This window comes from Vreelandella maris (assembly GCF_013371085.1).
Taxonomy (GTDB): Bacteria; Pseudomonadota; Gammaproteobacteria; order Pseudomonadales; family Halomonadaceae; genus Vreelandella; species Vreelandella maris.
On the sequence record NZ_JABWCV010000005.1, the window covers coordinates 231,392 to 257,331 of the forward strand.

Sequence of the window (25,940 nt, forward strand, 5' to 3'; positions counted from 1 at the left end):
GTTTGAAACCGAGAAACCAACCAGCGCAAAATTACGCTCTCCAGTTTGTTCCCACTTGTTCCCGGTGGTAAATGGACAGCGGGAACACAAATAAGCCTTACCAATCAGCATTGTTCCCGCTGTTCCCAATGTTCCCGGTCAAAATCAACAGGCGTGAGTTAAGCGCTGCTCTGGTATTCACCCTGTGTACTAAACTGCGCGTCTGCAACGAGCGCAAAGCTGCGCTCGTTGGTGATGCTATTTCCGTAGCATTACTTGGATTGGTTAAGCTCTTCAATGGCTTCATTCATTCGCTCCTGCATCCAGTTCTCAAGGTATGACCGCAAGTAGCCTGTACGGCCAATACTGAACCGTGCAGGCGGTGCTATCATCTTGTACTTAGCGTGCATGCGCCACAGCGTAGTGCGGTCTACGCCTAGCATCTTGGCTGCTTCACCTACGCTCAGAATATTGTCTTGCATGGCAGGCCTCATTGCTTGGTTGAGATAGGAATGAGTCAGGCTGACATTATTGATTAGAGCGTATAGGGCAGTTATAGACAGCGCTACACTCAGCGCTAGGCCAGCACCTGCTAAAACCGAGAAACGGCTTAAAGAATGCTCTGGTGGCGATTATGAAAGGAGGGGTGGCGGCTGTAACAAGCGCTGCGCTTTCTTAAGGTTGCAGGAATGCCCGCATAACACTAAAGGCTGACGTGGCATAACCCTTAAACCCCATGAGAAGCTAAGGACGGCTAAGGTAATGCAAAAATAAAGGCCGGAATTCCGGCCTTAACTTTCGCGCTCGAGACATGGGTTGATAATGAAAATTTCACTCTTCTTTTTTAGCTTCAGGCTTATCGAGGCAAGCCCAAACTAGAGCAACTACCCATCCTACGAACGTCCACCCGGCAACTAGGGTTAGGACGCTGATGGCTACGGCGTGACGCATGTTTCGGATGGCAGCAATAATGATTGGCAAGAAATAAAGCCCGATCATGATGGCCAGCAGAAGCATAGGATGGATGGGCAGGTCATAAGCCATGTTCATATCCATTAGATTACCCTTGATTTCATGATATAAGGCCCTTGGTACTCCAAATCAGTGAGTTAGCGTATCAGCTAATCATGCTTATTAGCAGCGCTTTTGCTGTCCTTAATCTCACGACCAAATCGTTCTAAGTTATTAGCCTGCATCTGTACAAAATCCAATAGCATTGGGTTTTGCTTGAGCGCCTCTGTCCCGAGGTTCGGCGTATAGGCTGGAGTCTCGCCGTTCACTCCAACGTTGTCCCAATCTTTGAGCAACCCTAGAGCAATTGCCTCGCAATGCATGCTCAGCCTCTGATCCGCTGTCATCTCATCTCCGTATTTATAGCGGTATTTCTTTTCCACACTGCGCTGCTGGTCGAGATATTCACAGTTACGCATGTACGCCACCTTTAAGTGGCTATCGCCCTCTATGGATACCCACTTCCCAGTAGCGAATTTCTCATGCTCATACCTATCAACATTAAACGCCATGCTTGCCACCTGTATTTAATTACACTCTGATATAAAACCAGTATATGAGCTATTATATTGCTTGTAAGCGTAAATTTGTGAAATTTAATTGCGAGGTTATTCAGATGGACAGGGTAAAAGGTAAGAGGGGTCTCAATCGACGCCCGGGTAAAGGCGCTATTGATCAATGTTGGCTGATACTACGCAAGGCTGCTGACAGCGGTGACGTGATTGCCGCTGCCAAGCTGATTGAGCTCGATTACATGCTTAGCGCCAGCCATGGACGTCAGGAGATGCGCGCATGATTGAGCGGACTATCAACTCTACGGCGCTCCCGCTGGGCTAACTGAGGGTTTACCAATGACAAGCAGCTCAAGGCTTGAACTTATAATTAGCACTAGCGAGGCGGAGCGAAGCCTTAGACGGCTAGAAGGGAGGCTGAACAGCGCCGACCGCGCCGGTGAAAGCATCTCTACATCAATGACTACGGTTGAGCGTCGACTGGCGGGGGTAGAGAGGTTCGCCAGGGCAGCAAGTGGTGCGTTCCTTGGTCTGAGTGCCGGGGCTGGGGTTTTCACTGCCATCGCGCGCTCAGCGTCACAATCAGCCGCAGAGATCGACAACTTATCACGCCTGGCTAACACCAACGTCGAGGATTTTCAGCGCCTATCCTTCGCCTCGCGTGCCTATGGGGTGGAGCAAGACAAGCTAGCCGACATTCTCAAGGATACCAATGATCGTGTTGGCGACTTCTTGAGTACCGGCGGCGGTGAAATGAAAGATTTTTTCGAGCAGATAGCGCCACAAATTGGCGTGACTGCCGAGGAGTTCCGCAACCTTTCCGGTCCCCAGGCGCTGCAAAAGTATTATGACGGCCTGCAGGCGGCGAACCTCAGCCAAGCAGAAATGACGTTTTACATGGAAAGCGTTGCTGATGAGGCAACCGCCCTGATCCCGCTGTTACGTGATGGCGGCGCCGAGATGGACCGGCTTGGGCAAGAGGCAGACGACCTGAATGCAATACTTAGCCAGATGGAGATCCAGCGCCTTAAGGATATTCGCGGCGAGTTCGGCCAGCTAGGGCAGCAGCTAAGTACAGAAACAATGCGCGCCGTCTCGCAATTCGATGACCTTATGAAATCGTCTCTAGAAGGCATTAGCTACGGCATTAACAACGTGGCTCGGGGCTTCAATGTCTTTATGGATTCGTTCCGCGACGGAGAGGCTAAACGCTCCATTGCAGGCATCGACGCTGAGCTAAACGCCCTTTTTGATACCAAGGCGCGGCTTGAACAGCGCATTGATATGTTTGGAGCAGACTCGCCCCAGGCGCAAGACACCATTGCAGCCCTCGGCGAGCTAAGAGGTGAATATACAGCCCTGATCGACCGCAAAAAAGAGCTTCAACAAGCCGGCTTGCCAGTAACCGAGCCCGAAATAGTTCAGTTAGGTAGGGTTTCCACTGAAATAGACAAGCAAGCTGAGGCCGCCAAGGGCTCGGCGAAAGAGGTAACCGACCTAGCCGACGCCCACGAATCCCTCCTAGACCGCATCACCCCCAACCGTCGTGAGGCCCGTCAGTATGCGCAGGACTTGGGCGTACTGAACCTTGCCCTAGCCTCTGGCCGCATGAATACGCAGGAATACATGCAGGCCATGGGCATGCTGCAGGAGAGCTTTCAGGATGCGCAGCGGGATACTGATGAGCTTGCAGACAAAACCCAAGATGCCGCGTTCTCAATGGAGAAATCCTTTGACGAGCTGCGCCTGAACGGGCTGCGTCGGTTGGATGATGGCCTTGCCGACCTATGGCAAGGCGCAATTGACGGCAGCTTAAATGCTACTGACATCATGAAGCGGGCATTTGAGCAAACGCTGGCTGAAATGGCTCACATGGCCATCACCCGTCCGATTGTTGTGCAAATGCAGAGCATGATGGGCATGGGTGGTGGTCAAGCTGGCGGCCAATCAGGCGGCTTCAACCTTGGCTCTATGGGCAGCGTCAAAAATGCCTGGGGTGCCGTGCAAAACGGTTTTGGCGGCATTCAGTGGGCTGGAGCGCCTACTTCCTACAGCGGCGGTTTCGCTGGTAGCGCAACGAGCGGCATGAGCGTTACTAGTCAAGGCACAAGCTATTTAGGCGGTTCAACTGCCAATTTTGGTGGAATGACCGGCTTGGCTTCTGCCGGTACGGGCTTTGCAGGTGGATGGGCTGGCGGTCAAGTGTTCGGCGAGAGCGAAGCGCAGCAGATCGGCGCAACTATCGGCACCGTTGCGGGAACATATCTTGGCGGCCCAATCGGGGCGGCTATTGGCTCATTCCTTGGTAGTGGTGTCGGCAGCATTTTTGGGCACGAGGAGACGCCCTTTAGTGGTCGCTTCGGCACCACAGGCAGCGTCACCCCCGGTACGTTCGAGCATCAAGGCAGCACGAGCGAGCAGTTCTACTCAGAGTCGGCGCTGGGGGCGGTCGGCTTTATGGACGATGGCACAGAGCGCTTGCAGCGTGCGGGCACGGGTAGCAAAGAGTGGGCTGAACAGTTAGCGGCAGGTACAGCGCAGATTGACAACCTTGTCGCATCACTTGCCCAGGGCGCGCCAGAGCTGGATGCGATGCGCAGCGCGGTTCAAGGGTTGGAGATTAGCAGCCGCAACGCAGGCGAGATTATCGAGTTTGCGCTAAACGAACGCCCCCGCGCCGCCCTAGAGGCATTGGGCGGCCACTTCGGCGCTTTCGTGCGGGGGCTTGAAGGCGGCATTGAAAGCGTTGTTCAGCAAGCGCAGGTCGCCCAGCAGGCGCATTCGTTGCTCGCGGGCGGCATGGATCGCTTGAACCTGCAGTTTGATGCGGCGGGTGCGGGCGCATACGAGGCAGCAAGCGCTCTAGCGGAATACGCGGGCAACATTGAAAACATTGCCGCGATTAATGACGCCTACTATCAAGCCGCATTCAGCAACGAAGAGCGCCTGCAGCACAGCCATGAAGATGTGCGCACGGCGCTTAACTCGCTGACGGACGCCAACATCACCAGCGTTGCGCACCTACGCCAGCTGGTCGAAGCACAGGATCTGAATAGCGAGGCCGGTGCACAGCTTGCTTACGACCTTATGTCGCTGGCCCCTGCACTGCGTGAGAGCAATCAGGCGGTTAAAGAGGCGATTAACCAGCAGTATCAGTCTGCGCTAGGGCGCGAAGCTGATGCGGATGGCCTCGCTTACTGGTTTAACCAAGTGACTAACGGCGGGCTGACCCTCGAAGGCGCGTTATGGAACATCCGTAATGCGGCGCAATCAGCGGCGGGCGCGGTTGATAGCACAAGCGGTGCGCTAAACAGCTACGTAACCCATGCGGTGAGCGATTCACTCGATGCGTATAACGACCAAATCAGCAGCATTGAAGAGCTTTCCAGCGCACGCCGTGAGCAGCTTAATAATGAAATGCGCGCCGTCGATCAGCTCGGCAGCCTTATTGATTCACTAGCGCTTTCCAACCAATCGATTCTCGACCCGGCTGAGCGGTTGGCCGAGGCGCAACGGCAGTTCGCAGAACTACAGGTGCGCGCTGAGAATGGCGATACCGAGGCCGCAGGCCAGCTGCAAGGCGCGTCTACCGCCTACCTAGATGCCGCCGCCGCTTACTACGGGCAGTCGTCTAGTCAGTATGAATCTATATTCGGCGACGTCAACCAGGGCATCGGCGACCTAGAGCAGCAGTTTGGGCAATCGGTCGACAGCCTTGGCAGCATCGAGAGTATTGAGCAACGGGCATTGCGCGAACAGCAGAACGCTCACAACACGCTGATGCGCTCGCTTGATGAGCAGATTAGCGCGTCAGGCGAGCTGAGCACTATCGGCGACCTGCTCTCCGCGCTGCCGGGCGAGCTGGCCAATGCACTCGAAGGCATCGTTTCGAGCGGCGGCGGCGACTCTGGCGGCGAGGGTGGCAGCTCTTCCAGTTACATTAACAACACCTACAATGAGCTATTTGGCAGAGACGCGGACGCAGAAGGCGCGTCGTACTGGGAGTCTACCGGGCTGCGCGGTAATGACCTGCGTGATGCTATCGAGCATTCGGCTTGGAAAGACAATGCCTTTGCCACCGGCGGCGCCTTTACTAACGGCGTAGTGGACCGCCCTACATCGTTCCCGATGGGGCTAATGGGCGAAGCTGGCCCCGAAGCTATCATGCCGCTATCGAATGTCGGCGGCAGCCTTGGCGTGCGCGCAGTGATGCCCCCGCTCCCAGACTTCCCGTCGCTGAATACGCAGGATGTAACGCAAGTCATGCGTGACATGCAGCGCACAATCCAACAGCAGGGCCAGCAGATCACTCAGCTATTGCAGCAGGGCAATCAGAACACGGCGCAAACACGGGATGCTGTAGTGGGCATCGGCAAGCAAGCCTCTCAGCAGCAAGGCCAGCAAGTAGCTGAACTACGAAAGATCAATAAAAACGTCAAGCTGAAGGTGGCAACGATATGAGTTCTTTCGACTGGCGATCGGTTGGAGCACCGCCAGCAGGAGATGGCATAAAAGAGCCATTGTTTAAGAGCTGCGACCTATTAATGCAACCAACCCAAGCCTCGGCTAACGCTAAACGACTTAAAAGGAACATAAATGCTTATCTTCGATCTACGAAAACCAATGCTAGAAGCCTGCGAGGTACATGACACCGACAAGCATCCGCTAGAGGCGCTCATCAACCTGGCTGACCGTTCCATCGGCATGATGATGCTCTACAACGTGGATGCGGTGAGATTGTCATACAGCTTCCTGTCGTTCGACCCTGGCACCGGCAAACACATCACGGTAGAAGCGCCTGATCCAGTGCGAGCTTACGAGCTTGCCCAGGCGGAATACCAACGCGACACAGAACCTAGCCAGTTGGCGCAATAAGAGGCAGTCGTAACTGCTTATATTTATCAGCATTAACAGCCCTGGCTAACGCTGGGGTTCTTCCATTTGAAATGGAGGAAGTGGCTACTTGTTTTATGGTGATCCTAAATCACTTCTAGTTGTGGTCAACCTGACCACCCCCAGCCACCGTATTGGCCAGATGGTCTTTGTCGCGTTTCAAACGCCACCCTGCTTACGGTTACCATATGCGTTTTCAAAACACACATGGCAAATTCGGAGCTGTTCCAAAAGCAGGAAATGGTACCCAAGCCGGGTACGCGTTTGAGTTCCGCGATTTAAATGCGGAATGTAATGGGCTAGGTTTCAAGCCGATTGAATGAGATGAAGAGGTTGCTCGGTTTAAGCTCCTGGAATTCTAGGGCATTAAACGCAACGGGTAGGGCAACAAAACTCAGTCATCCAGCCAGGAGCCCATAATATATGGCTAACCAAATACCTGCTTATCCTCCCAAGCCTTGAGGTCACTTTCGCGCCAGCGGGATTCGGCACCATGGCCGCCCTGGATGACTGGCTTTGGAAAGCCTTTAGCTTTTTGCCATCGAAGCAGCGTATCCCGGCTACGGTCGTAGCGCTTGCAAAGCTCACTAGTCGACACGTAACGTTCTTGCACTCTCAGACTCCCGCTTCTCTTTCCTTTTCTGCTCCAAAAGAGCACTGATGTCTGCCGCGCTTACTTGTTTCCGTGACAACCCAGCGGTTGCGGGTAGCGCGGTACCTGACTGTGACTCCCATCCATCCTTCCCCTTCTTCAAGGGGCTGTGTTTGCAGCTCTCTATATATGCCTCAACAGCTGAAGCTTCGAATCGAACATTACCTTCAATTTGGACATGCCCAATAACACTCTTCAGTGAATAAGCTTTACGCTGGCTTATTGATAGCTTTTCAGCTAGATCTTTGGCAGTAAGTAGGTTCGCCATGCTTGCTCCTGTATCAGGGCATAGTGTTGAGCGTAAAGAAACCTATAGAGCTAGTGCTGCAGCGCTAATGGTAAGGTGCTTCGGCTGTAACCATTTTGATGCCGTTATGCATAGCCTACCCGCTTTTCTTCCCATGCATAGATATCACTTGTACGCCACTTTGATTCAGAACCGTGACCGCCACGCATGACAGGCTTAGGAAATCCTTTTTCGTGCTGCCAGAGGTTGAGGGTGCGTGTAGACCGTCCGTAGCGCTCGCATAACTGTTTGGTGCCTATTAATTCTGGAAGCATAAAACCCACTTAAGTTGTGCATTCAAATCTAGCTGACGAACAGCAAGCCCAGCATTGCGATGCTCCAAAATTGTGAAAGTTTCATATCAGGATATCGGGAAAATACATCTAACCAACTGACAAATGGTATGCGATAAGGTATGCGGAAGATTTTTAAAATAAATTAAAATTATAATTATCAATATCTTAGGTGGTAGGTTGTGATCCTGCCAGGGACGCCAATGAAATCAGTTGCTTAGCGATATATATTTCTTGGTATTTTGCTTTTTTTGTTTTGCCCCCACAAGCGCCCTCACAAAAAACGCTCGCTGCAGCACCGCACCAGTTACCTATTCCCGGCCATCAGCAGTCTATTAGCGAGACCAATGCAGAGACCTGTTGCTTCAGCAAAGGCATCGCTATCCATGGTTGAGTAAGTGATCGAGTAGTTCCAGGTTTTACGGCGTTAGAAAAATTTCGATTAGTACTGCAATGCACATGCCATCCCACTTAGCAATCAAGGCCATATGATCAACCAAATTAGCCAGATACTGGAGGTCCGCCGCGACGCCGTATCACGATGACTCAAACAATGGGAAGCGTCAGGCCTCGATGGATTGATCGACAAGCCCCGCAGTGGTCGCACGCCCGTCTTGGACGAGAGCGATCATCAGCGACTGCAGGAGCTCGTCGCCGAATAGTCTCACCAGATTCGATCTTTGCAGGCTCGTTTTAAAGAAGAGACGGGCAAGACCAGCACAGTGACCCTTCGCCAAGCGTTGAAAAAAATGACTTCAGCTTCAAACGTATCCGGCACTCACTCAAAGCGCTGCGTGACGAGGCGGATTTCCGAAACACCCAAGGCCTCCTCAGGGCACTTCATCAGCAGGAGGGCCAGGATGAGCATGAGCTCTATTACTTTGATGAGTCGGGTTTTTCACAATCGTCGTCGGTACCCTATGCGTGGAGTCCCATCGGGCAACCTTGCGAGGTGACCGCCTACTCACACAGCCGAAGGCTGAACGTATTGGGGTTACTCAGCCGTGCTAGAAATTGATCTACCGCACCACTACCGGGTCAGTGACCACCGAGACGGTCATTGAAGCGTTTGACCAGTTTGTGTAGTACAGAAAAACTGGATACCTTCGCTGTTGTGGTGCTCGACAACGCCAGCATGCATCGCTCGCAGGCCTTCAGGCAGAAAATAGTCGAGTGGCTGTCGCACTGTGTGTATCTGGTTTACCTATCGGCCTACTCGCCGGAACTGAATCTGATTGAGATACTGTGGCGTCAGATGAAGTACGCATGGCTTAGTGCTTACCTTTCATTTGATCACCTCTGTGCAGAGGTGCACCGGCTGTTGGGTAGCTATGGAGCTGATCACGCGATTAATTTTGAATAAGCACTTACTAGCCTATCTTGCGCCGACTTCGCCCAGCGTGTCACAACAATGGCCCGGAAATGTTGGATGAAAATAATAGGTCTGATCGGTGGGGGGTGCTTTGGAAATATAAACAGATTTACTACGCGCCTAGATGTAGGCATTCAATGCCATTATGGTCGGTAACAACTGCTTCCAGCGCTTGGCAAAATGCTTGAAAGGCTTCACTGGAATGACCAGGGCGCTGGTGAAGCTCTATTTCCACATGCCCAAGATCAGGTAATCCATCGGCTTCTGTCACGATACGGCAACCTGGCGGAACACTGCGCGGTGTCTTAACGGTTAGCGCAAGCCCATTTTGCACAGGGACATTAATGCCGGTCGGGGATTGGCTAATGTAGCGAAGCTCCCAGGGTTTTTCCTCACGTCCGAGTGCTGACAACGCATGCGCACGAAAAATGCAGCCTTCGGGGTTTAAGGCCAATGGAAGTATTGGCCATTGAGCCAACGGGACATGTTCAGCAATCACCCACACCATCGGCTCCCAACCGAGTAGTTGCCCTGATTGAGTGGGCTTATGTCTTACCGACAGCACAACATCCAGCAGCCCTTCCTGAAAGCGCTTCACCATCGCGTCGCTGATATCGCACTGTACCTCTAACTGAATATGGGGAAACTGGGCCGAAAAGCGTGGCAATAGATCTGGCAAGTAGGTAGCCGCTTGTTCTTCAGAGATGCCTAGTCGAATAATTTCGCCATGTGTCCCTCCTTTAAGTAAGTCTTTGGCTTCATCTTCTAACTTGAGTATGTGGCGTGCGTAGGGCAGCAAACGCTCTCCGGCGGCCGTTAGCAACACGCTACGGCTAGTGCGCTCAAAGAGTGACTGCCGCATCTGATCCTCAAGACGCTTTATTTGCAGGCTCATCGCTGATTGGGTTCGATGCAACACCTTACCGGCGGCACTAAACCCTTGGCATTCCGCCACGGTGACAAAGGCGCGAAGTAAATCCGTATCCATAATTCATGAGCCTTTTAAATGGGTCGTATCTCAACTATTCATTTCTATTATGAGTTATCCATCACTACCCTGTCCAAAACGTTATTCAACGTGACCTTATCCAACAGACTATTCGTTAATTCGACAGGAGTATTTTTCATGCAAGCGACTACGGTTGCTCCATCGGCGAATACATTAGATGGCCTTATCGATCTCAAAACGTATCCCATTGATGCGCTGGACAGCGACACTGGGCGTGCGTTAATCGCACAGTGTCGCTGTCAGCTAGGTGAGGATGGCTGCGTCGTGCTTAAAAATTTTGTTCCTGAGGAGGCACTAGCACGTCTTGAGCGGGAAACAGAGCGGCTGTCGCCGGATGCTCATTACAACCAAACGGAGACGAACCCGTATAACAGTGAAGGAGACCCTTCATTGCCGGCCACGCATCCCAAAAATCGCTTTGACGATCGCACGAATGGTTTTGTGGCAGGGGATCGTATCGGTAGTGACACTATAATCCGGCAAGTGTATGAAAACCCAGAATTTCAACGCTTTATTGGGGCCGTAGTGGGAATGGAAAAAATTCACCAGTACGCCGACCCGTTGGCGGACTTAGTGGTAAATGTGTTGCGTGAGGGCTGCCAGCACCCTTGGCACTATGACACCAACGAGTTCATTGTCACGATGATGACGCGTCAATCTCATGATGGCGGCCGTTTCGAGTACGCGCCGGGGATCCGTAGCCCTGAAGGTGAAAACTTCGAAGACGTTGAGAGAGTCATCGACGGGGATCGCTCACAACTGAAAACCCTTGATCTTCAACCGGGTGACTTACAGGTGTTCTTTGGTCGCTACTCTCTCCACCGAGTGACGCCGGTTGAGGGTGATAAAGAGCGCCACACTGTCATTTTTGCCTACGCCAAAGAGCCAGGCTTTGTGGGTCGGCCGGAACGTGCTCAGCGCATCTTTGGCCGCATGGCGCCAGTTCATGAACAAATCCTTAAAGACGGCATGCAGCGTAGCGATAGCCTAGCAGACTAGGAGTGTTCCCCACGACTCCAACCAACCTTGAGGCGAGAGATACCATGAGTATTGTCGAAAGCGAAAATCTTACCGATAACGAACCTGATCAGATTCCAGTGGTGCCGTCGGCGCCGATGGCGAACGGCGATAGTATCCCCACCGCCTTTGATCCTAAACAGCTGCGCGCTGGTCGGCTTCAGCGTCTGCGTGCCATGATGGCGGAAGAAGGGTATGCGGCACTGGTGCTGTTTGACCCGAATAACCAGCGCTACGCGACAGGGTCGCGCAATATGTTTGGTTACTTCCTGCGTAACTCCACGCGATACGTTTATGTACCGCTGGAAGGGCCAATCATTTTATTTGAGTATCCCGGCAGCGCGCACGTCTCCACCTGGCTTGAGACCATTGATGAGGCGCGCACCTCTAAGGTGGTGTGGTCAGCGGTGAATCAACGCGATGGCATGTCGTCTGACCCCTTTGGTGTGGAGATTGCCGAACTGGTTAAGGAACACGGCAGGGGTAATAAGAAAGTAGGCCTTGACCGTTGCGCACTTAATCTAGCGCGTGCATTGGAAGCACAGGGGCTTGATGTCTACGATTGCATGCAGGATACGTTGCACTGTCGACGCATCAAAACGCCTGAAGAAATTGCTTGTTTGGCTCAGTCGATGGCCGCCAGTGAAGCCGCCGTGGCGGAAGTCGAAGCCGCGATTAAACCGGGCATTACTGAAAACGAGTTGTTTGCGATCATATACGGCGAAGTGATCAGAGGCGGGGGCGAGTTTATCGAAACCCGACTTCTCTCTTCTGGGCCGCGTACAAACCCTTGGTTTAACGAAGCCAGTGACCGCAAAATTCGCCCTGGCGAGCTGGTCGCGCTGGATACCGATACCATCGGTTGCCACGGTTACTACTCAGATTTCTCGCGCACGTTCCACGTTGGGCCAGGCAAACCTTCGGCCTATCAGCGTGAGATATATCGCATGGCGTACGACCAGGTACACCACAACATGGGCTTGCTTAAGCCGGGCATGAGCTACCGTGAAATTGCCGATAAAGCCTGGAAAATTCCCGAGCGCTTTATCGACCGTCGCTACCCATCGATCATTCATGGGGTGGGGATGCATGGTGAAACGCCGCTGGTCGCCCACCATATGGATTTCGATAGGTTCTCCAAAGACGGTGTTCTAGAGCCAGGCATGGTGGTGTCGGTCGAAAGTTATATCGGCGAGGTCGGCGCGGCTGATGGTGTCAAACTCGAAGAAGAGGTATTGATTACCGAGACTGGTATCGAAAAGCTCTCACGCTACCCCTTCAACGACGAGCTGCTAAAATAAGGAAGTGTAATCCCGTGATTGATTCATCGCTGACGACTGTTCCCCACTGGATAGGAGGGGACCCCGTAGAAGCAGCTCGTTACTTACCCGTGGTAGATCCAGCATTTGGTAAAACGGTGCGCCAAGTGGCAATGGCGGACACGCAAACGGTCAACTCAGCCGTCAACATGGCGCTAACGGCGTATCCCACTTGGCGTGATATGCCGCCTAGCAAACGCGTACAGGTCATGTATCGCTTCAAAATGCTGTTAGAACGTGATGCTGAGGCGCTGTGTAAGCTGATTAGCGAAGAACATGGCAAAGTGTTGGAAGATGCCATGGGAGAACTCAAGCGTGGCATTGAAAACGTCGAATACGCATGCGGTATTCCTGAGCTATTAAAGGGCGAGTATTCCCATAACGCTGGACCGGGTATTGATACGTGGTCAAACCATCAGCCGGTGGGGATTGTCGCGGGCATCACACCGTTCAACTTTCCCACGATGGTGCCGCTATGGATGTTCCCCATAGCGATTGCGTGTGGCAACTGTTTTATTTTAAAACCGTCAGAGCAAGTGCCCTCCGTGGCGATCAAAATGGCGGAGCTACTTAAAGAAGCAGGCCTGCCAGCCGGTGTGTTTAGCGTCGTACAAGGAGACCGTGAGGCCGCCGATGCGCTCATCGAACATCCAAAGGTTAAAGCGCTGTCGTTCGTTGGTTCTACGCCGGTAGCCAAAGCAATATACGAGCGTGGTGCCAGCCTGGGTAAGCGCGTGCAAGCATTAGGTGGGGCGAAAAATCATGCGGTCATACTGCCTGATGCTGACCTTGAGAATGCGGCTAATACCTTGATTGGTGCCGCTTATGGTAGCGCTGGTGAACGCTGCATGGCGATTTCGGTGGTTGTTTGTGTGGGAAATCAAACCGCTGATGTGTTGGTAGACAAGATTGCTGAAAAAGCGAAGCATCTCAATATTGGACCCGGAACAGAGTCGGGGTTGGATATGGGCGCGTTGGTGAACCAAGCCCACCGTGATCGGGTGGCAGGTTATATCGGTCAAGGCGAATCAGCCGGTGCGGTATTAAGACTCGATGGTCGCAAACATCCGCTAGTGGAAAACGCCCCTGGCTACTTTATGGGCGCGACGCTATTTGACCACGTCACTTCAGCGATGCGTATTTACCAAGATGAGATTTTTGGCCCCGTCTTGTGTGTCGTTCGCGTGGATGACTTTGATCAAGCCGTTGAACTCATAAATGCTCACCAGTATGGAAATGGCACCTGCTTGTTTACCCGCGCTGGTGAAGCAGCACGCCGCTTCACCGATGAGGTTGAGGTCGGCATGGTAGGCATTAATGTGCCGCTACCCGTACCGGTAGCCTTTCATAGCTTTGGTGGGTGGAAAGAGTCATTGTTTGGCGATTTGCACGCCTATGGGCCCGACGCAGTGCGCTTTTACACTCGGCGTAAGGCGATTTCACAGCGTTGGCCGACGGAAAGTGCCCAAGAGTCGGCACAGTTTAGCTTTCCCTCCAACTGAACCTATCTTATACCCCCCACCCGCCGGATACTTCCTCTGGCGGGTGAGCTTGGCCGTACTAGCGATACCCCGCCATAAGCTCCCTGACCAGAGGTGTATCCGCATCACGATGTGTGGGTAATTCAAAGCGTGCTTTGGCAATCGCGGTGCGGGAAAGATCCGCCATAATCAGCACCTCTTCATCGTTGGCCTGCGCAAGCGTCTCACCACTCGGGCCGAGAATACGCGAGCCGCCCCAGAAGTGGCTGTCACCCTCCGGCCCAAAGCGATTCGCCATAATGACCGGTGTGCCATAGGTCATGGCGTAAAACCGCGTATTCAACGCCCAATTTTCTTCATTGGAAAAGTCCTCGCTGACGATGCCGCTAGCTGAATTAATCGGCGCGCAAAGCACCGTTGGGCGGGCGAGCAGGGCGGCATGCACTAACGCTGGGTTCCATAAGTCGGCACAAATCAGCTGAGTGGCAGACCAGCCAGGGCAAATATCGGTATGCGTGAGTTCACTGCCATGGGTAAACCACTTGCCTTCTTCCAGCCCGCCATAGGTGGGCAGATTGAGCTTGCGATGCACGCCCATTAGCTGGCCGTGCTGAAAGATGGCCAGCGCATTGTAGTACTCGCCGGGGCTCGCCTCTTCGACAAAACCAACCACGACCTGCATAGAACCACAGGCATTGGCTAGCATTTTAAGGCGTGGGTCTTCCAAGGGCATCGCCACCTGCATCACTTGGTTTGCTAGGCGATAACCTGTCAATGACAACTCGGGGAATACCAGCAATTCCACCCCTTTACGCTTCGCCTCGGCAATTAGCGACAAATGGCGGTCGATATTGGCATCCAACTCACCCAATGTTGTATTGATCTGCGCGGCACCGACACGAAGCTTGTCTTGATAATGCATTGGTGTCCCCATTGAAAAAGCCGCTCAAATGGAGCGGCTTTGCTGTGATGTGATGGCAAGGCATTATGCCAGCGCCATGGACATGTGCCTAGCAGTGTTAGAGGAGGTCATTCTCGGCTAGGAAGCTCTCTGCCACGTCTTCGATTGACTCGCGCTCAACATCGACGTGGGCGTTGAGTTCAGCCATGGTCGCGTCGTTCAGCAGCGCCGAGAGGCGATTCATCTGGTCGGCAAGCTCAGGGTGGGCTTCCAGGGTTTCCTGACGCACCACCGGGGTGAGTGCGTAATCGGGGAAAAATGCCTTGTCATCTTCCAGTACCGTCAGATCCAGCGCTGGAATGCGACCGTTGGTGGCGGTGGTCATGGCCACATCAACCTCTTCATCATCCAGTGCGGACAAGGTGAGTCCCTGATCCATGCGTGAAACGTTGCGCCGGCCGAATTCGAAGCCGTAGGTTTCCTGCATCGGGCGTAGGCCATCGTCACGGGCATAGAAGGTGGCGTTGGAGGCCAGTGTCAGCGCGTTACCTTCGTTGATTACCCGTGCCAAATCGGAGATGCTGGTGATGCCCAGCGATTCAGCGTGGTTCTCGCGCATGGCCAGCGCGTAAGTGTTGTTCGCGTCGGAAGGGGCGAGCCAAACCAGCCCTTTCTCAGCATCCAATTGCTTGACGCGCTCATAGGTCGCCTCAGGGGAGAGCTTCTCTTCCACTTTGTTGTAGCTGATCAGCGAGGTACCCGTGTATTCCCAGTAAAGGTCGATCTGGCCATTTTCCTGGGCTTGACGCAACACTGAAGTCCCCATACCCGACCGTTCGTCGACATCGTAGCCTTTACCTTCTAGATACTGACTGGTCATGGAGGCCAGGATCAGCTGTTCGGTAAAGTTTTTGCCGCCCACATTGAGAGTCTCGGCCTGCGCGAGGCCAGCAAAGGAAAGAGCGAATGCGGATAGCGCCAGGGCTTTCAGTTTGGTTTTCATGAATATCCTCGGAGTCGGGTGAGTAGGGTAGGCCGCCCCTAGGTAGCTGGGGCGGTAACTCGAGCAATAGTTACAGCAGCTCGTTCTCTTCGAGGAAGCCCCTTGATACGTCTTCGATCGACTCGCGCTCGACGTCCACGCTGGCATTAAGTTCGGCCATGGTCGCGTCGGTGAGCAGTGCTGAAAGTCTATTCATCTGGTCGGCAAGCTCAGGATTAGCTTCCAGGATTTCCGTGCGCACTACCGGCGCGAGCGCATAAGACGGGAAAAAGCCTTGATCGTCTTCAAGCACGTAAAAGTCAAAGGCAGGAATACGGCCGTCGGTGGCAAATACGAGGCCGACGTCGACTTCTTCATTGCGCAGTGCTTGATAGACTAAGCCTGTATCCATGCGGCTCACTTCGCTGCGACCTACACGAAAGTCGTAGGCTTCCATCAGCGGGCGCCAACCATCTTCACGGGCGTAGAACTCGGCATTTAGCGCAAAGGTTAGACCCTGCTCATTATTGACCGCTTCGGCCAGGTCAGAAAGCGTTTCAATGCCACTTTCCTCGGCATCAGCTTGGCGCATGGCGAGCGCATAAGTGTTGTTGGCCTCCGACGGATCAAGCCAGGTAAGGCCTTTCTCGGCGTCGAGTTCCTTAACCCGTTGGTAGGTCTCTTCAGGGCTGAGGCTTTCGCTGATGTCGTTGTAGTTGATCAGGGACGTGCCGGTGTATTCCCAATAAAGATCAATCTGACCATTCTCCTGTGCTTGGCGAAGAATGGCCGAGCCCATGCCTGAGCGGCTATCAACATCGTAACCGAGGCTGTCCAGATACTGTGTCGTCATGGTGGCCAGTATCTGCTGCTCGGTGAAGTTCTTACCGCCAACGCTGATTTCGTTGGCGTTTGCGAGCGTTACGCTACTCGCCAAGGCAATACTGGTCAGTGCTGTAGTGAATGTTTTCATCATCGACTCCTTCTTTTGTTAGAAAAGCTTCAGGGGTGGCGAGGTTTAAGCGCGACCGGGATTGACCCCTCGAGGAACCACCAGAAACGCAATAACCGCGATCAGCGCATCGACCACGATCGCCAACAGCGCGGTGGGAATGGCACCGGAAAGCATCATGACCGGGTCATAAAGATCAATGCCGGTAAAAATAAGCTCACCGAGACCGCCCGCGCCGATCAAAAACGCCAGGGGAACCGTGCCCACATTGATCGTTAGTGCTGTGCGCATCCCTGCAAAAATTACGTAGAGGGCATTGGGCAGCTCGACTTTGAAAAGCCGTTGCATCGGTGACATGCCAATCCCCGCAGCCGCTTCCATGAGTGCTGGGTTAACTCCCTTCAATCCCGTATAGGTGTTACGGGTAATGGGTAGTAGCGTGGCCACAAAGAGGCCAAAAACGGCCGGTACCGTGCCAATGCCTAAAAAGCTCATCGACAGCGCAAGCACGGCAAGGGTGGGGATAGTGGTTCCAACGTTGAGCACTTGCATGAGTGACTCGGCTACATTCGCCATTTTGGGGCGCGACAGTACAATACCTAGCGGAATGGCAAAGAGAATCGCCAAGCTACCGGACATCACCGTGAGCCAGATATGCTGAACCATCAAATACTGAACGTCAGGCAGATACCACAAAAACTCGTCAATGACGCCACTAGACTGGCTCCACACTCCGGCGAAAAAAATGGCCACCAGCACCAGTACCTTAAGCACCCCTTTTATGGATCGAATAGGCATGGTTATTCCTTAATGGCCGCAGATGGCTTGCGATCATCCCCTTGGCGAGCGCGATAGCGTGCGCCTAGGTGGCTGGTCATGGCGCGCTGGGTAATTTGGCCGCACACCGTTCCTTCTTGGTTGATGCAGGGCAGCCAAGTTTGGTCGTGGGCAAACATCAAAGAGGCGGCTTTGCGTAGGTCATCGTCGAGATCTACAACCGCAGGAACAGCTTGGAAGTGATCGCGGCAATAGCCTTTAGTAGTGCGGGCGACGGAGCGGCTAATAATCCCGGCGGGTTGCTTCCGTTCATTCACCATCAAAATAGCGTTTTGATAACCGTAGTCGTCAATTTTCGCCAACGCTGTCTCTAGCGTATCACTTGGCAAGACGGTGCCAATTTCATCGGTAACAATCTCACGCACTTTTACCAGGTTTAACCGCTTAAGCGCACGGTCTTCACCGAGGAAAGATTCCACAAAGGCGTTTTTGGGCGCCGCCAGCAAGTCATCGGGCGTAGAATACTGAACTAGTTTACCCTCACGGAAAACTGCCACGCGGTCGCCCATTTTGATAGCTTCATCGATGTCGTGGCTCACGAACATGATGGTTTTGTTGAGTTCCTGCTGCATTTTAAGGAACTCATCTTGAATGACGGCCCGGTTGATCGGGTCGATGGCGCCAAACGGTTCATCCATCAACATCACCGGCGGGTCGGCGGCGAGCGCACGGGCCACCCCAATGCGCTGCTGTTGGCCGCCCGATAGCTCACTGGGGAAGCGCTTAAGAAACGCATCCGGCTCCAGCGCGATCATCGCCATCATTTCGCGAGCCCGTGCTTTGTACTTGGCCTTATCCCAGCCCAATAGCTTGGGCACAATGGTGATGTTTTCTTCGATGGTCATGTTGGGAAACAGACCAATCTGCTGGATCACGTAGCCAATATTGCGACGCAGTGTCTGTGTATCGAGGCCGGTTGTATCCTCGCCATTGATAAACACTTTGCCAGCAGTGGGCTTAACGATCCGGTTGATCATCTTCAGCGTGGTGGTCTTGCCGCAGCCCGATGGCCCCAAGAGGACGCAGATTTCCCCTTCGGGCACTTCCATATCGATATGGTCAGCGGCCACCACCGCGCCTTTCGGCGTATCGAACACCTTGGTCAGGCTATCAAGTCGAATCATATGGGTGTCTCTTATAGTAGCAATTACATCAAGAAAGAGGCGTTAGATCGCCGCGGCCTCACGGCTCATCCCTTTAGGGGTTAGGCGCTTTTGTAAATACAGCAGTGAATAGTCAACGATAATGGCCAGCAGACTTACGGCAATCGCACCGACAATTAGCTGGCGAGGATCCGATTGAGAAATGCCCCGGCTGATAAAGGTGCCTAATCCACCGGCGCCGATGTAGGCGGCGATCGCCATGACGCCAATATTGAGCACTACGGCCGTGCGAACCCCTGCCATGATGACCGGGATGGCGAGCGGAATTTCAACCAAACGCAGGCGCTGATTGGGGCTCATGCCAATGCCTCGAGCGGCTTCCCGTAATGCCGGATTAACATTATTAATCGCCGTGTACGTGTTGCGGATGATCGGCAGCTGGGAGTACAGCAATACCGCGATCACTGCAGGCACATAGCCAATGCCATGCCCGATGAGCGATAAAACCGGAATCATGATGCCAAAAAGGGCGATTGAAGGGATGGTAACGATGATGGACGCTAGATAGAGTACACTTTGTGCGACACGCTCATTTTTAGTAATGGCGATGCCGATTGGCACACCCGTTAAGGTGGCAATGCCAACGGCAACGCCAACAAGGGCAATATGCTCGATTGTGCGAGATAGCAGCAGACCTGCATTATTCAAGGCGAAGTGAAATAGCTCCAAACGCTGCCTCCTGGTTATTAATAATTATATAAGAGCCGTTATAAAACTGCTTATGCATGCTAATCGCGGCCAGAGCGCCGCCCGCCAAGGACTGCGCTAGTGTTTAGAAAGAGTGCAGTTTAACAAAAGGTAAGGGGGATTACTGAGTATTGGTATGATGATGGGTAATAGGCACAATCAGGAAGCGTAATAGTTAATTTTAATGGAAGCAGCGCACCTTACTTCCGCTCCGGTTGCTCTAGTGGCTAAACCCTTCAGCTTGACGGGGTGGTTAGGCTAAATTGTGTAGTAATATTTGTTTTATTAATGGAAGCTGATCAACGGAATCTGTTTTTTTGATCAGATATGGGCCGCCTTCTTAGAAGTATAATCTTCACGCAATTTCCGCAGCGAACAGATTGAAGTGCAACGGCGAAAGGTGACCGGCCGTGGAGAGTAGACATACAGTTAGCTAATGAACAAGAACCGAGTAGAGGTTCTACTGAGCAGCACGAGAGGGTGATACAGCTGTATAGCTGTTGTGGCTTTAGAGCTCCTTTCAACACCCTTGAAATAAGTTGTTATGCAAAAGTTATCGAGTTATTGGTTCCGTAACCATCCCACACGTTTTTGACCGCTTCACAGAGCTTATCGAACGAGGGTAGGCTGCCAGCGGTAGCCACCGGTACTTGATGTCACGCCAAAGAATTTCGATCAGGTTCAGTTCCGGCGAATAAGGTGACAGATAGACCAGATGAATGCGATGCACCATCCAGTCGATGATTTTGCGCTGGAAAGCTTTGGAACGGTGCATTCTGGCATTGTCCAGTACCACGACGGCGAAGGTATCAGCATGTTTCTGTGCCGCGAACTGATCGAACGCTTCTATAACGGTCTCCGTCTTCACTGACTCGGTTGTCATACGATGAAATAAGCTACCTTTCCTGGTGAGAAAGCCCAGGACATTGAGTCGCTTGCTACGTGAATAGGCGGTCACTTCCCAAGGCTTCCCTACCAGGTTCCATGCATAGGGAAGTGATGATGATTGAGAGAAGCCAGCTTCATCAAAGAAGTAAAGATCACATTCGCCGTTGTCTTCCCATGCCTTTAACGCATTGATCAAGCTTTGTGTATGACAGAAATCCGTTTCGTCACGCAGCGACGTCAATGAGCAGCGTACCCGCTTTCAACTGTTACCGTTTTTTTAATGCGAGAAGCAACGTGTCCTGGCTGACGACTTTACCTGCCTTCTCTTGAAACGTGGCATGGAGGACGGGTAATTGATGCGGGTGCTCTTCAACGAGCTGATGTAACACAGCAAGCTCGCTCTCGTTGAGAAGGTGAGGTCGTCCTTCACGAGGCTTATCTTGCAGGCCTTCAATGCCGTCTTTCTCCCATTGGTATAACCAAGTAGACACCGTATCGCGTTTAACCCCGAGGATGTCGCGAATCTGGTTAATCGAATGACCTTTGTGGCTAAGCAAGATGGCGTGAGCCCTGTGACTTAGCGCTCTCTTTGCACCGTGCTGGTAGGCGTCATTCACGATAAGTTGTTGTTCAGGTGTCAAAGAAATGAAGCGCAAGCGACGAGACATGATGCATCTCCCTTGCTCTAAGCTTCTGTTTTTATACACTATAACTTATGCGGTGTCACTTATTTCACCCTTACAAAAATGCTTGTTTCAGTAGTTATAGGAGGCCGGATGATTGGTTCCCCGCGTTTTTCCAGCTAATTAACCTCAGCCACTTTCGTTACCTACTGGATAATATCTCTGGTGCTTTATCACAAGCACGGAAAAAGTGGTAAAACATGGATTAACATCACTATGTGGAGTAGAACGGGTATCTGGAAGAAGTCAGCAAATATTAAAGTGTTTGCCAATCAAGTACTAAACACTTAATTCTGGTATCTACATCGCCCTGATGGATAATAAAAGCTAATTTTTTATCAACTAAAACGATCGTTGCAACAATGGATCATTGATTTCATTTGCTTTTTTTTAAAAAAAAAGTGGCAGCTTCTTCATCAGACAACTAGCCAAGTAATTTTTTCTTGCCCACATAGCATTTGAAGACTATGCCTTTGTAAACAGTAATTCGCTTTGAAAGTCACTCATGGCATAGCCGAGCATGAGAGGAGTATTCCTAGGCCGTAATTATTTGATTTATAGTGAGGCGCGCCTCATGGTTATCAACCAACAGCAGTTGATGCGAATCACACTTCATGCCTCACACTCTAAGTTGGCGACTTATGAATGCCCGCTCAACGAGGCGATGCTGAGATACAGCATCACTAATCGTAATCGCATTGCAGCCTTTATTGCCCAGATAGCATATGAATCTGGCGAATTTCGCTACATGGAAGAGATTTGGGGGCCAACTGCGGCGCAAAAACGTTACGAACCGAAGAGCGACTTGGCGTGCGCGCTAGGCAATACTCAGCCTGGTGACGGCAAGCGTTTCAAGGGGCGGGGCCCAATCCAACTTACCGGGAGAGCTAATTATAGTCACTATGGTGATCTGCTAAAGGTTGACCTGATAAAGCACCCCGAGCTTGCAGCGACGCCGGAGGTTGGATTCAGTATTGCCGGGTTGTTCTGGCAAAATAATGGGCTTAACCAACTAGCCGATGCAGGTGATTTCAAGGCGACTACTCAATGCATAAACGGGGGCTACAATGGTTTGGCTGAACGCAAACGTTTTTATGAACGCGCTCTCCAAGAAATCAACAATCTACCTCCTACTAAAGCATCGCTTGGCAATAAATCACAATCTGAGCCTTTAGTTGCTCTTCCGCGTGGGGCGGAAGCTATACGAAGTTTTCTACTAACATCTAGCTCTTTTGAGCAATATGAAACCAAACACGTCAAACATAGTTTTGATGCCCGGCCAGACACGATTGATTTCCGGGATCGAATGTTTGTGCCTACGTTAATTGAGGTACCTACCCATATTCCTTTAGGTAATTACTTAGATTATGACGTGCCGATCCTCGACCAGGGTGAGGAAGGGGCTTGCACTGGTTATGGGCTTGCCACCGTGGCCAATTATCTGCTGCGTCGTCGTCGCGTTGTTCCTGATCTCATGCCTGTTAGTGCGCGCATGCTCTATGACCTAGCCCGGCGACATGATGAATGGCCTGGGGAAAATTATTCGGGTTCAAGTGCTCGTGGTGCGATTAAAGGATGGCATAAGCACGGTGTTTGTCCTGAAGAGCTTTATCCATCTCGTGGCGCTGACTCAGGATTAACATGGGAACGTACCTCCGAAGCCCGGCGGCGTCCGTTAGGGGCTTACTTTCGCGTTAACCATAAAGACTTAGTAGCGATGCACTCGGCTATTGCCGAAGTAGGCATTCTTTACGCTACCTGTACCGTGCATACGGGCTGGCAGGAGGTAGGAAACGACGGTGTCATTAAGATGACTGACCAGATCATGGGCGGCCACGCGTTTGCCATCTTAGCCTATGATGACGGAGGCTTTTGGTTGCAGAACTCCTGGGGCCCTGAGTGGGGCCGGGGAGGCTTTGCGCGAATCAGCTACGATGACTGGCTGCGTAATGGTACAGATGTATGGGTCGCTCGCTTGGGCGCCCCGGTAACGCTGTGCAGTGTAGAATCCACCGCTACGGCACATGCCGTCAGTTCCGGCGAGTCGGCGGCCTATGCATACGTTGACTTACGCCCGCATATTGTCAGCATCGGAAATGATGGGTTCCTACGCGCGGGAGGTGATTGGGGAGTCACGGACTACGAGCTTGAGCAGATATTCAAAGACGATATACCGCGGATAACAGAGGGCTGGGACAAAGTTCGGATCTTACTTTATGCACATGGCGGGCTAGTGGATGAGGAGTCAGCCGTACAGCGGCTGGCGGAATACCGGCCTGCACTGCTTGGAGGAGACATATATCCTCTTTCCTTCATCTGGCGAAGCGACTTTTGGACCACCGTTTCTAACATTCTTGCAGACGCCATGCGGCGGCGTCGGTCAGAGGGCTGGCTTGATGCGACAAAAGACTTCATGCTCGACCGGCTAGATGACGCCCTTGAACCCGTAGCACGGACCTTTGGCGGGCGAGCGGCATGGAAAGAAATGAAAGAGAACGCTCTTGCAGCCAGCCAGAAGCAGTGCGCAGTATGGCAAGTTGCGAGATGCCTCGCGGCTATGAAAGAACAACCCTGGCTGAAGGGCAGAGAGGTAGAAGTTCATTTGGTAGGGCACAGTGCAGGCTCAATTATGCATGCCGGTTTGGTGCCACTATTGGTGAATAATGGAATAACGATTGAAAGCTGCACACTGTGGGCGCCTGCATGTACCGTAAAGCTCTTTAATAAAAATTACTTACCTGCTATCAAAAAAGGCCAAATCCGGAAGTTCAATTTATACACGCTTAGCGATAAAGCGGAACGAGATGATCACTGCGCGCGAATTTATAATAAATCTCTTCTCTATCTCGTATCGCATGCTTTGGAGGATGAGTGCAGAATCCCTGGCTTCAGAGAGGGCAAGCCCATTCTAGGCATGGAGTGCTGGCTCGATAAAAATGTGAAATCGCTTTTTGTTCCAGGTACCCAACACCGTTTAGTCATCGCTCCCAATAATGACATAGTCGCAGGCGGCCATACCTCACAGGCGCAAAGTCATGGGGCTTTTGATGATGATTACCAGACTGTGGCTAGTACCTTTGCCGCTATAGCGGGGTTAGACATAACTGGCCAATCTAAAAATACGGGCAATAAAAGTAAACCTATTGAATTTCATCGTAACGGCAGCTCGCTACGAGCCATGCGGCTAGGTATTGACGAGCGTATGCAGTGAAAAAGTTCTCTTTTTGGATCGTGAAATTCAGCTGTTACGGGTGAATATCATCCAGGGCAGCGATAATAAACGTATTGGTAGTGGTCGAAAGTAATAGCGAATTGGTGGCCACGTATGGCGCTCCGAGAGGAGGGCATGATGATTCGCCCAAAAATTTCAACATCGACTGGTGCTGCAGAGTCCAAGAAAAGAAGTGCCAACTCGCCCCACGAGTTACAGGCTCTTAGAATAAATATTGCCAAGATCGTTGGTCAATACTTCCTTCCGCTTCTGATTGTCACGATGTTGTTTGCGTTTTTTCTTATCTTAATTATTGGCACACGTTTTGTGACGAGCGATACAGTTGAGAAAATGGCCTTGGCATCTTCCGTGCAGGTCGCGTTCGGCATGATTATCGGTTACGTGTGCGTCTATATCGGCCTGATGATGACCTGGTTTGGAATTGAAGCGGCTTACACCCTGACAGGCGCTGTTGGAGCCGAGCAAACGAAAGGCGAAATCAGTTTAAAAAGTGCTAGCCCCGGATTGATTTTTGCGCTGGGTGGCATGATCTTGATTGCGGTGTGCCTTTATAAGCCGATTGAGTACAAAGCCGACATTCCAATTACAGAAATTGATATACCGTTAACTCCTCCCCTCAGCAATAGAGTTCAAAAGAGGCCAGAAGCATTGGAATCTAAGCCGCCGCCCCCGTTTGAAGAAAGCAATGGCCGCTAAATATCCTTACTAAAAGGAGATAAATATGAGACTGGCAAATTTCTTAATACTACTTGTATTTATTCTCTTGACTTCAATTAGCGTGGTGTTCGCACAGGTGCAACTGCAGCATCCTGACCAATTTTACACCAACGGCGATAAAACCGATGGCTGGAGCCGTGATTCAGAAAAAAGGCTCAGATCGACGTTTTGGTTCGCGAAGAACCCAGAAAATAGCCTTGAGTATCAACAACAAATTGTCATTGTTTATGATGAAGCCCCAGATAAAGCGTACTATTTCGATTCGACTACCAAGAAATTTATTGGTCGATTTGATTTAGCATCCGAGCAATATTCGCTTCTCCGCCCAGAATATCGGCGGGGGCGAATCGATGATATCGATGAATCGTGGTTCCCACCGCCAAGCAATTTACCGACTATTGGCGAAATGTTTGAGCCTCCTCCAGTGTGTGTGCAAGAAAATTTCCTCTGCTTGATTGAGGCTGACAACGACATTAGCCCAACCACAGTCGTACGACCAAGCCCAGTCAAAATGATGATGCCGCCTCCTACTGCACAGTTCCCTCGGCTTCATGAAAGCTCGTGGGATACGAGTTATACGATTGACGATGGAAGTCGAATTCGAGCACGTGTGGAGTTTAAAGGCAGTAGAGGAGCGTACCGGTTGGCCGACAGTGAAGCCGTTGGAGCTCTTTCCAATATACAGTACAGCAGTGGGCAAGATGCAATTTCTATCGCAGGACAGTGGTCGCTCAGTAATAATGGGGGCTATTTTTTATTTAGTGTTCCAAAGGATAATATGGATGTTTTCTGGGGAGAGTGGGGTTTTGCCCGTAATAGCATTTATGGCACTTGGAGTGGCATACGTAGGCCACGCTAAGGTCAGCACCCGTCATCTAAATACCATAAAGAAGCATTTAAAACTTCCATGTTTGCTATGCTCCAAGGCTGATTTATTAGCTTTGGAAATGACCTGTAGTGGCATAGTGAATTTGGCCACCTAATTAGAGGTGCTAATATGCACCAAGACATCACTAGGTGGCAGCATGGCAACAAGACCAAAACGTAACTTTAGCCCTGAATTCCGGCTCGAAG

Annotated in this window: 20 protein-coding genes and 2 pseudogenes; 10 read left to right on the top strand and 12 right to left on the bottom strand. The window is 51.8% G+C overall.

Annotated elements, in window-relative coordinates; all coding sequences use genetic code 11:
* Positions 1-251: 251 nt before the first annotated feature.
* The 3 genes from HUO07_RS06215 to HUO07_RS06225 form a co-directional block, all read right to left on the bottom strand.
* On the bottom strand, positions 252-461 hold the full coding sequence (locus HUO07_RS06215; protein WP_176302839.1) for a helix-turn-helix transcriptional regulator: 210 nt from the start codon (positions 459-461) through the stop codon (positions 252-254).
* A 349-nt stretch (positions 462-810) separates the two neighbouring features.
* Positions 811-1,035 carry a superinfection immunity protein gene (locus HUO07_RS06220; protein ID WP_217908791.1) on the bottom strand — a complete coding sequence of 75 codons (225 nt, stop codon included), beginning with the start codon at positions 1,033-1,035 and terminating at the stop codon, positions 811-813.
* A 65-nt stretch (positions 1,036-1,100) separates the two neighbouring features.
* Positions 1,101-1,502: a hypothetical protein gene (locus HUO07_RS06225; protein WP_176302840.1), complete on the bottom strand. Its 402-nt coding sequence runs from the start codon at positions 1,500-1,502 to the stop codon at positions 1,101-1,103.
* A gap of 104 nt (positions 1,503-1,606) precedes the next feature.
* On the opposite strand from HUO07_RS06225, the gene HUO07_RS06230 reads away from it, so the two are divergent.
* The 3 genes from HUO07_RS06230 (at position 1,607) to HUO07_RS06240 (ending at position 6,377) form a co-directional block, all read left to right on the top strand.
* The gene (locus HUO07_RS06230) at positions 1,607-1,786 is read left to right on the top strand and encodes a hypothetical protein (RefSeq protein WP_176302841.1); all 180 of its coding nucleotides are present in this window, start codon (positions 1,607-1,609) and stop codon (positions 1,784-1,786) included.
* 175 nt (positions 1,787-1,961) lie between these two features.
* Positions 1,962-5,963 (top strand): hypothetical protein, encoded by a 4,002-nt coding sequence (locus tag HUO07_RS06235; RefSeq protein WP_176302842.1) that lies wholly within the window; start codon positions 1,962-1,964, stop codon positions 5,961-5,963.
* Between the two features lie 135 nt (positions 5,964-6,098).
* Positions 6,099-6,377, top strand: a complete 279-nt coding sequence (locus tag HUO07_RS06240; RefSeq protein WP_176302843.1) for a hypothetical protein — start codon at positions 6,099-6,101, stop codon at positions 6,375-6,377.
* Between the two features lie 445 nt (positions 6,378-6,822).
* On the opposite strand, the gene HUO07_RS06245 is transcribed toward HUO07_RS06240, so the two are convergent.
* On the bottom strand, positions 6,823-7,008 hold the full coding sequence (locus tag HUO07_RS06245; RefSeq protein ID WP_176302844.1) for a helix-turn-helix transcriptional regulator: 186 nt from the start codon (positions 7,006-7,008) through the stop codon (positions 6,823-6,825).
* 1,408 nt (positions 7,009-8,416) lie between these two features.
* Here HUO07_RS06245 and HUO07_RS22125 point away from each other — a divergent pair.
* Positions 8,417-8,989, top strand: a pseudogene (locus HUO07_RS22125) (IS630 family transposase).
* 121 nt (positions 8,990-9,110) lie between these two features.
* On the opposite strand, the gene HUO07_RS06255 reads toward HUO07_RS22125, so the two are convergent.
* Positions 9,111-9,986 (bottom strand): LysR family transcriptional regulator, encoded by an 876-nt coding sequence (locus HUO07_RS06255; RefSeq protein WP_176302845.1) that lies wholly within the window; start codon positions 9,984-9,986, stop codon positions 9,111-9,113.
* A 138-nt stretch (positions 9,987-10,124) separates the two neighbouring features.
* Here HUO07_RS06255 and HUO07_RS06260 point away from each other — a divergent pair, with 138 nt between their 5' ends.
* The 3 genes from HUO07_RS06260 to HUO07_RS06270 are packed head-to-tail and all read left to right on the top strand — an operon-like array spanning position 10,125 to position 13,845.
* Complete coding sequence (locus HUO07_RS06260) at positions 10,125-11,006, top strand: HalD/BesD family halogenase (RefSeq protein WP_176302846.1); 882 nt, start codon at positions 10,125-10,127, stop codon at positions 11,004-11,006.
* A gap of 44 nt (positions 11,007-11,050) precedes the next feature.
* Positions 11,051-12,325, top strand: coding sequence for a M24 family metallopeptidase (locus HUO07_RS06265; RefSeq protein ID WP_176302847.1), 1,275 nt, complete (start codon positions 11,051-11,053; stop codon positions 12,323-12,325).
* Positions 12,326-12,354: 29 nt separating this feature from the next.
* Complete coding sequence (locus HUO07_RS06270) at positions 12,355-13,845, top strand: CoA-acylating methylmalonate-semialdehyde dehydrogenase (RefSeq protein WP_176302869.1); 1,491 nt, start codon at positions 12,355-12,357, stop codon at positions 13,843-13,845.
* 58 nt (positions 13,846-13,903) lie between these two features.
* Here the strand turns inward: HUO07_RS06270 and HUO07_RS06275 are convergent, their stop codons facing one another.
* The 7 genes and pseudogenes from HUO07_RS06275 to HUO07_RS06305 all read right to left on the bottom strand — a co-directional run bounded on the left by HUO07_RS06275 (position 13,904) and on the right by HUO07_RS06305 (position 20,902).
* Positions 13,904-14,746: a nitrilase-related carbon-nitrogen hydrolase gene (locus HUO07_RS06275; RefSeq protein ID WP_176302848.1), complete on the bottom strand. Its 843-nt coding sequence runs from the start codon at positions 14,744-14,746 to the stop codon at positions 13,904-13,906.
* A 97-nt stretch (positions 14,747-14,843) separates the two neighbouring features.
* Complete coding sequence (locus HUO07_RS06280; RefSeq protein WP_176302849.1) at positions 14,844-15,728, bottom strand: glycine betaine ABC transporter substrate-binding protein; 885 nt, start codon at positions 15,726-15,728, stop codon at positions 14,844-14,846.
* 70 nt (positions 15,729-15,798) lie between these two features.
* Positions 15,799-16,683 carry a glycine betaine ABC transporter substrate-binding protein gene (locus HUO07_RS06285; RefSeq protein ID WP_176302850.1) on the bottom strand — a complete coding sequence of 295 codons (885 nt, stop codon included), beginning with the start codon at positions 16,681-16,683 and terminating at the stop codon, positions 15,799-15,801.
* Between the two features lie 42 nt (positions 16,684-16,725).
* Positions 16,726-17,457 (bottom strand): ABC transporter permease, encoded by a 732-nt coding sequence (locus HUO07_RS06290; RefSeq protein WP_176302851.1) that lies wholly within the window; start codon positions 17,455-17,457, stop codon positions 16,726-16,728.
* Positions 17,458-17,459: 2 nt separating this feature from the next.
* A complete protein-coding gene (locus HUO07_RS06295; protein ID WP_176302852.1) occupies positions 17,460-18,620 on the bottom strand; it encodes an ABC transporter ATP-binding protein in 1,161 nt (386 codons plus the stop codon).
* 42 nt (positions 18,621-18,662) lie between these two features.
* Entirely contained in the window at positions 18,663-19,328 is a 666-nt protein-coding gene (locus HUO07_RS06300; protein ID WP_176302853.1) for an ABC transporter permease, read from the bottom strand.
* A gap of 560 nt (positions 19,329-19,888) precedes the next feature.
* Positions 19,889-20,902 (bottom strand): annotated as a pseudogene (locus tag HUO07_RS06305) (IS630 family transposase).
* Positions 20,903-21,491: 589 nt separating this feature from the next.
* Here HUO07_RS06305 and HUO07_RS06315 point away from each other — a divergent pair.
* The 3 genes from HUO07_RS06315 (at position 21,492) to HUO07_RS06325 (ending at position 25,725) form a co-directional block, all read left to right on the top strand.
* The gene (locus HUO07_RS06315; RefSeq protein WP_217908792.1) at positions 21,492-24,128 is read left to right on the top strand and encodes a glycoside hydrolase family 19 protein; all 2,637 of its coding nucleotides are present in this window, start codon (positions 21,492-21,494) and stop codon (positions 24,126-24,128) included.
* Positions 24,129-24,263: 135 nt separating this feature from the next.
* Positions 24,264-24,845, top strand: a complete 582-nt coding sequence (locus HUO07_RS06320) for a hypothetical protein (protein WP_176302854.1) — start codon at positions 24,264-24,266, stop codon at positions 24,843-24,845.
* Between the two features lie 25 nt (positions 24,846-24,870).
* Positions 24,871-25,725 (top strand): hypothetical protein, encoded by an 855-nt coding sequence (locus tag HUO07_RS06325; protein ID WP_176302855.1) that lies wholly within the window; start codon positions 24,871-24,873, stop codon positions 25,723-25,725.
* The last annotated feature ends 215 nt before the right edge of the window (positions 25,726-25,940 follow it).

Coding starts and splice junctions, on each gene's coding strand:
- HUO07_RS06265 (WP_176302847.1), top strand. CDS start 11,051: ATGAGTATTGTCGAAAGCGAAAATCTTACCGATAACGAACCTGATCAG.
- HUO07_RS06255 (WP_176302845.1), bottom strand. CDS start 9,986: ATGGATACGGATTTACTTCGCGCCTTTGTCACCGTGGCGGAATGCCAA.
- HUO07_RS06260 (WP_176302846.1), top strand. CDS start 10,125: ATGCAAGCGACTACGGTTGCTCCATCGGCGAATACATTAGATGGCCTT.
- HUO07_RS06225 (WP_176302840.1), bottom strand. CDS start 1,502: ATGGCGTTTAATGTTGATAGGTATGAGCATGAGAAATTCGCTACTGGG.
- HUO07_RS06285 (WP_176302850.1), bottom strand. CDS start 16,683: ATGATGAAAACATTCACTACAGCACTGACCAGTATTGCCTTGGCGAGT.
- HUO07_RS06320 (WP_176302854.1), top strand. CDS start 24,264: ATGATGATTCGCCCAAAAATTTCAACATCGACTGGTGCTGCAGAGTCC.
- HUO07_RS06325 (WP_176302855.1), top strand. CDS start 24,871: ATGAGACTGGCAAATTTCTTAATACTACTTGTATTTATTCTCTTGACT.
- HUO07_RS06230 (WP_176302841.1), top strand. CDS start 1,607: ATGGACAGGGTAAAAGGTAAGAGGGGTCTCAATCGACGCCCGGGTAAA.
- HUO07_RS06290 (WP_176302851.1), bottom strand. CDS start 17,457: ATGCCTATTCGATCCATAAAAGGGGTGCTTAAGGTACTGGTGCTGGTG.
- HUO07_RS06240 (WP_176302843.1), top strand. CDS start 6,099: ATGCTTATCTTCGATCTACGAAAACCAATGCTAGAAGCCTGCGAGGTA.
- HUO07_RS06235 (WP_176302842.1), top strand. CDS start 1,962: ATGACTACGGTTGAGCGTCGACTGGCGGGGGTAGAGAGGTTCGCCAGG.
- HUO07_RS06275 (WP_176302848.1), bottom strand. CDS start 14,746: ATGCATTATCAAGACAAGCTTCGTGTCGGTGCCGCGCAGATCAATACA.
- HUO07_RS06215 (WP_176302839.1), bottom strand. CDS start 461: ATGCAAGACAATATTCTGAGCGTAGGTGAAGCAGCCAAGATGCTAGGC.
- HUO07_RS06220 (WP_217908791.1), bottom strand. CDS start 1,035: ATGGATATGAACATGGCTTATGACCTGCCCATCCATCCTATGCTTCTG.
- HUO07_RS06295 (WP_176302852.1), bottom strand. CDS start 18,620: ATGATTCGACTTGATAGCCTGACCAAGGTGTTCGATACGCCGAAAGGC.
- HUO07_RS06315 (WP_217908792.1), top strand. CDS start 21,492: ATGGTTATCAACCAACAGCAGTTGATGCGAATCACACTTCATGCCTCA.
- HUO07_RS06280 (WP_176302849.1), bottom strand. CDS start 15,728: ATGAAAACCAAACTGAAAGCCCTGGCGCTATCCGCATTCGCTCTTTCC.